Raw genomic sequence first — 4,361 nt, forward strand, 5'->3', positions numbered from 1 at the left:
CTCATTCTTATTCTTCTCTCACCGAGGCGCCAAGGCATTTCTTTTCCCCGGGGTACTACCCAAATAAAGTTTGAGATGTGGATATGGAATTCCTATTTTAACTCACGGGCAAAGACATGAGTGAAGGGGATTACCATCAAAAATGCTAACCAGCCAAGCTCCCAGAACTGGGCTGATCATTCCCAAAAATCCTGCGGCGAGAGTCTCGCAGCAGCTCATGGCCGTAGCTCGGTCTGCAACGGGTAACGAATTAAAAAGGACTCTTGTTTGTAATCCTCTGATTGAAGGAATGGAAGGTGTGCGGCGCGTACCGTTCCTCCGTCTGGGCCACGACAAATTTTGTCGATGAGTTTATGACTCAGGATTAGAATGAACCGAATTCGCTTGAAAAGTTCGTTACTTTGTCGTAAAATGAACATGTAATTTCTGCCCGAATCTATCCCAAGGCAGCCCACTCGGCATTCCGATCGGTTTTATCCGCTATTCGTCAATAATCATCGGAAGTGATTTGTTTGGCAGGACGCAGTTACATTCATTTTGTGGAAGCAATAAATTCCGTCCCCCCTACCTTACCTCTCCCCCCATCAAGAGGGGAGAGTGAAACCAAGAAAGGGAAAAGAGGGATGAGATGATAGAGGAATAAGAAATGAAGCTGGGATTGATTGGTTTCCCGCAGGTTGGCAAACGCACGCTCTTTCGCTTGCTGACGGGAAAAGAAAGCGAACCGGAAAACGGCAAGGGAGAAGCCCAGGGATTGGCCCGCGTCCGTGACGAGCGTTTCGAGCGTCTGGTCGAGATCTATCGGCCGCGAGTGGAAACGCCGGCCCAGATCGAATTCTCTCTCCTACCGGACCTGGAAAAACAGGCAGAGCGCAATACCCGGATCTGGCGCGTTCTCGAGAAGGTGGACGTCATCTGCCATCTCGTGCGGGCTTTTCCGGAAGATACGGTTTTTCATGTTGCCGGCTCCGTCGACCCTCGCCGCGATATTACGGCCCTGAACGAAGAATTACGGCTGAATGATCTGCTCTTCATCGAGAAACGGATCGAGCGCGGCTTCATCCAGGCTGAGGTCATCAAATACGAAGATCTTATTCAGCTGGGCAACGAGCAGAAGGTCCGCGAGGAGGGAAAACTGCTGCAGAAAGGCCGGGACTACGTTGTGGAGGACGGGGATATCATCAATTTCTTGTTCAATGTATAATGCCTACGGAAGGCGTATAGGGAGATGCGAAAGAATTGCGTCATCCCCTTGGTCCCACCCCACTCGAAGCACTCGAACACTCGAACACTCGAATCTTACCCTTGTTGACCAGCGTCTATTTACCTTTCTTTTTTTTGTAACTGACGGAAACGTCGGCGCGGCTCTTCGGATGGATGCTGGTTTCAAATCCAGGCAGGCTTTTCATATATTTATAATACTCGTCGGTGCCCCTCCAATATCCTCCTCGAGGAAGAGGTTCCGGCTCCTCAACATTGTGCGCCGCTATGCAGCCCCCGGGTTCAAGTTTCGGAATTAAAGCTTTTGCGTAATTGGTGTACCAATCTTTATCCGCATCAATGAAGACAAAATCAAATGGCCCCGGAAGCTCATTCACTAGCTTATGGGCATCGGCAAGCCGGGCATCAATGTGCTCGCTGAGACCCGTTTCCTTGAAATTGGCCACTGCCTGCCTGTAACGCCCTTCATCAATTTCGATGGTAACCAGCTTCCCTCCCGTCTTGCTGAGTGCCCAGGCAATCCATATCGACGAATGCCCCGTCGAGGTTCCCACTTCCAGCGCCTTTTTGTATTTATTCTGAACGATTATTTCATAAAGAATCTTCCCGTCCGCTTCCGGAACATTAAGATCACGCCATCGATCCCTCATTTTATCAAGGAATTTCTTCACCTTTTCATCGATGATTCTTTCCCTCCCCGTTGCCTGCGAGTAAAAGGGAATAGCGGATGCAAAAAGAACGATCAGAAACCCTAAAATTCCCATATAAAAATATTTTCTCATCGCTCTTACCTTTCTTAAACAATTAAAATAAAAACGAAGTTTCTTGTTTTTTTCTTATTTCGGGTCGGACCAAGGTAATCTATTAAAATTTAATCAGATACACTCCCAAAGATAGATATTTTGAGGGCTTAAACCACTATTTTCATGGGCGAAATGAGGATCATAAACAGTTGGCTCTTCAACCGGTTACCTTGCTCCGACCCCACTCGAAACATGCCCTTATTTTTTTGCAGTTGCTTTCTTATTAGATTACATGCCCAGGTACCAGGGGGTTAATTTTCATATTTCGCCGCGAATTCTTGATCAGACATCGTCAGGTAAAGAATCCCTTCGATTAAACCCGCTAATGCCGGGATGAAAGTCCAACAAAGAGCCAGATATAAAATCCCCCAACCAATCTTGCCCAGATAAAACTTGTGGATACCTAAGCTTCCGAGGAGAATACCAAAAAGACCCGCGGCAATCCGGCTTTTTCTTGTAGCCGTAGGGATCAAAGGTTGTTTTAGACCACATTGGGGACATACTTCTGCCTGCCAATCAATTTTAGCCCCGCAACGCATACAATATTTTTTTCCATTTAATTGTGAATCCATATGTACACCCCAATAAAGATTTTTCAGGCCGTTCTATATATTATATGCATATCTTGCTTAGGTGTCTCCTGCTTATTGGGCGGGAATTTCTACCCGAACACCCCATTTTTTGACCCCCAACTACCCATTTTTCACTAACTTTTTTGGATTCAACCCGTCACCCTTTGCAGGTTATATTTGAATTTACCCTCTGAATCGATTAACCTTAAATAATAGGAAGAATAATTCGCGTTAAAAAAAAGTTGGGGTACTCGGATGAGCATCTCTCATCTGCGGAAAGGGAATTTGAGGTTGGGAAATGGTCAAACGTCCGGTTTTTTTCTATGGTTGGGTAATTGTGGCCATCATTGTCGTCAGCATGGTTCTTATATATGGAATCCGTCACTCTTTTGCGGTTTTCTTTTCCCGAATCCTGCAGGAATTCCCCTGGAGCCGGGGGAGCATTGCCATAATGTTTTCTTTGAATATATTCATCTACGGGTTCTTAGCCCCTATTGCCGGCACTCTTGCCGACCGCTGGAAGCCCCGGAGAGTGATGCCCTTGGGGGTTGTGATCCTTGGGTTGGCCACGGCTGGCTGTGCTTTCGCCAATAAGTTGTGGCACTTCTATTTCCTTTTTGGCTGTCTTATGCCTCTGGGAAGCGCCTTCAGCGGATGGCCGATTATGGCGCCATCCCTGGTGAATTGGTTTACCAAAAGGAAAGGGCTGGTCCTGGGGCTCGGCCAAATGGGTGGCGGCCTTAGTTTTGTTTACAGTATATTCGTTGAATTCACCATATCCCAAATGGGATGGCGGAATACTTTTATCATTCTGGCGGTCATCTTGGTTATTTTCCTGCTGCCCCTCTACCTGTTTTTTTTCTACTACCGGCCGGAAGAAAAAGGCCTCTATTCTTATGGGGTTGAACCCGCCGCTCCTTCTCCACCTTCCTCCGCCGAGGGAGCGGTTTTCAGAAATCCAATGATTTTGGAAAGGACTCTGGGTGAAGTTATGAGAACCCCCCAACTTTGGTTCCTGGTTTTATCCTACGCCCTTTACTGGGGGGTCGGATGTTATCTCATTCTCGCCCATCAAGTGAAATTCACCGAGGATGCGGGTTATAGCAGCTTGTTCAGTGTTTCGGTCTTCGCCCTTTTTGGTATCACCCTATTCATGGGACAGCTCTCGGGCTTCTTATCCGATTGGTTAGGGAGAGAAAAAACTGTTACCCTGGCCACTTTACTGTCCCTCGGTGCTCTAATCGCCCCAATGTCGGTTCGGGACACTTCCCAACCTTGGCTCCTCTACGTGTATTCGATTTCTTTGGGTTATGGAGCCGGTCTTTTTTCTCCCACTCTTTTTGCCGCATCAGCGGATATATTCCCTGGGCGTAATTATGGTGCTGTGGCGGGTTTGTTACTTGCGGGCATGGGCGCAGGGGGAGCCGTGGGCCCCTGGATCGGCGGTTACCTGTTTGATCTTTCCGGCAGCTATACGAGTTCTTTTATTCTGTCAATGGTTAGCATGGGCCTGTCCTGTATCAGCTTATGGCTGGCAGCGCCCAGAAAGACAACGATGAGCTAGAAAAAAAGACGTTATCGGGCTGCACTATATTGTGGCGCGGGGGCCAGGACGATGAGCGCGGGCAGCATCGGCCGGGAGAAAACCTTGCAGGAAGGGATTGGCTGGGTTTCCGCATATTGAGGCGGGGGGCACTTTCCCGCCTAATCCATGGAAAGTCGAGCGCCTCATGATGCCAAGCGAAGCGCCCTGGCCCCCGAGCCT

4 protein-coding genes are annotated in these 4,361 nt (G+C 48.3%); 2 read left to right on the plus strand and 2 right to left on the minus strand.

Annotated features, from left to right (window positions below; genetic code table 11):
* Positions 1-646: 646 nt before the first annotated feature.
* Complete coding sequence (locus Q7V48_02925) at positions 647-1,204, plus strand: DUF933 domain-containing protein (protein ID MDO9209690.1); 558 nt, start codon at positions 647-649, stop codon at positions 1,202-1,204.
* 115 nt (positions 1,205-1,319) lie between these two features.
* On the opposite strand, the gene Q7V48_02930 is transcribed toward Q7V48_02925, so the two are convergent.
* Together Q7V48_02930 and Q7V48_02935 are read right to left on the minus strand one after the other, a co-directional pair.
* Positions 1,320-2,003, minus strand: a complete 684-nt coding sequence (locus Q7V48_02930) for a class I SAM-dependent methyltransferase (protein MDO9209691.1) — start codon at positions 2,001-2,003, stop codon at positions 1,320-1,322.
* 272 nt (positions 2,004-2,275) lie between these two features.
* Positions 2,276-2,596 (minus strand): NINE protein, encoded by a 321-nt coding sequence (locus Q7V48_02935; protein MDO9209692.1) that lies wholly within the window; start codon positions 2,594-2,596, stop codon positions 2,276-2,278.
* A 298-nt stretch (positions 2,597-2,894) separates the two neighbouring features.
* Between Q7V48_02935 and Q7V48_02940 the strand changes: the two genes are divergently transcribed.
* Positions 2,895-4,160 carry an MFS transporter gene (locus Q7V48_02940; protein ID MDO9209693.1) on the plus strand — a complete coding sequence of 422 codons (1,266 nt, stop codon included), beginning with the start codon at positions 2,895-2,897 and terminating at the stop codon, positions 4,158-4,160.
* Positions 4,161-4,361 lie beyond the last annotated feature (201 nt).

The organism is Deltaproteobacteria bacterium, assembly GCA_030654105.1.
In the GTDB taxonomy this organism is placed as follows: Bacteria; Desulfobacterota; SM23-61; order SM23-61; family SM23-61; genus JAHJQK01.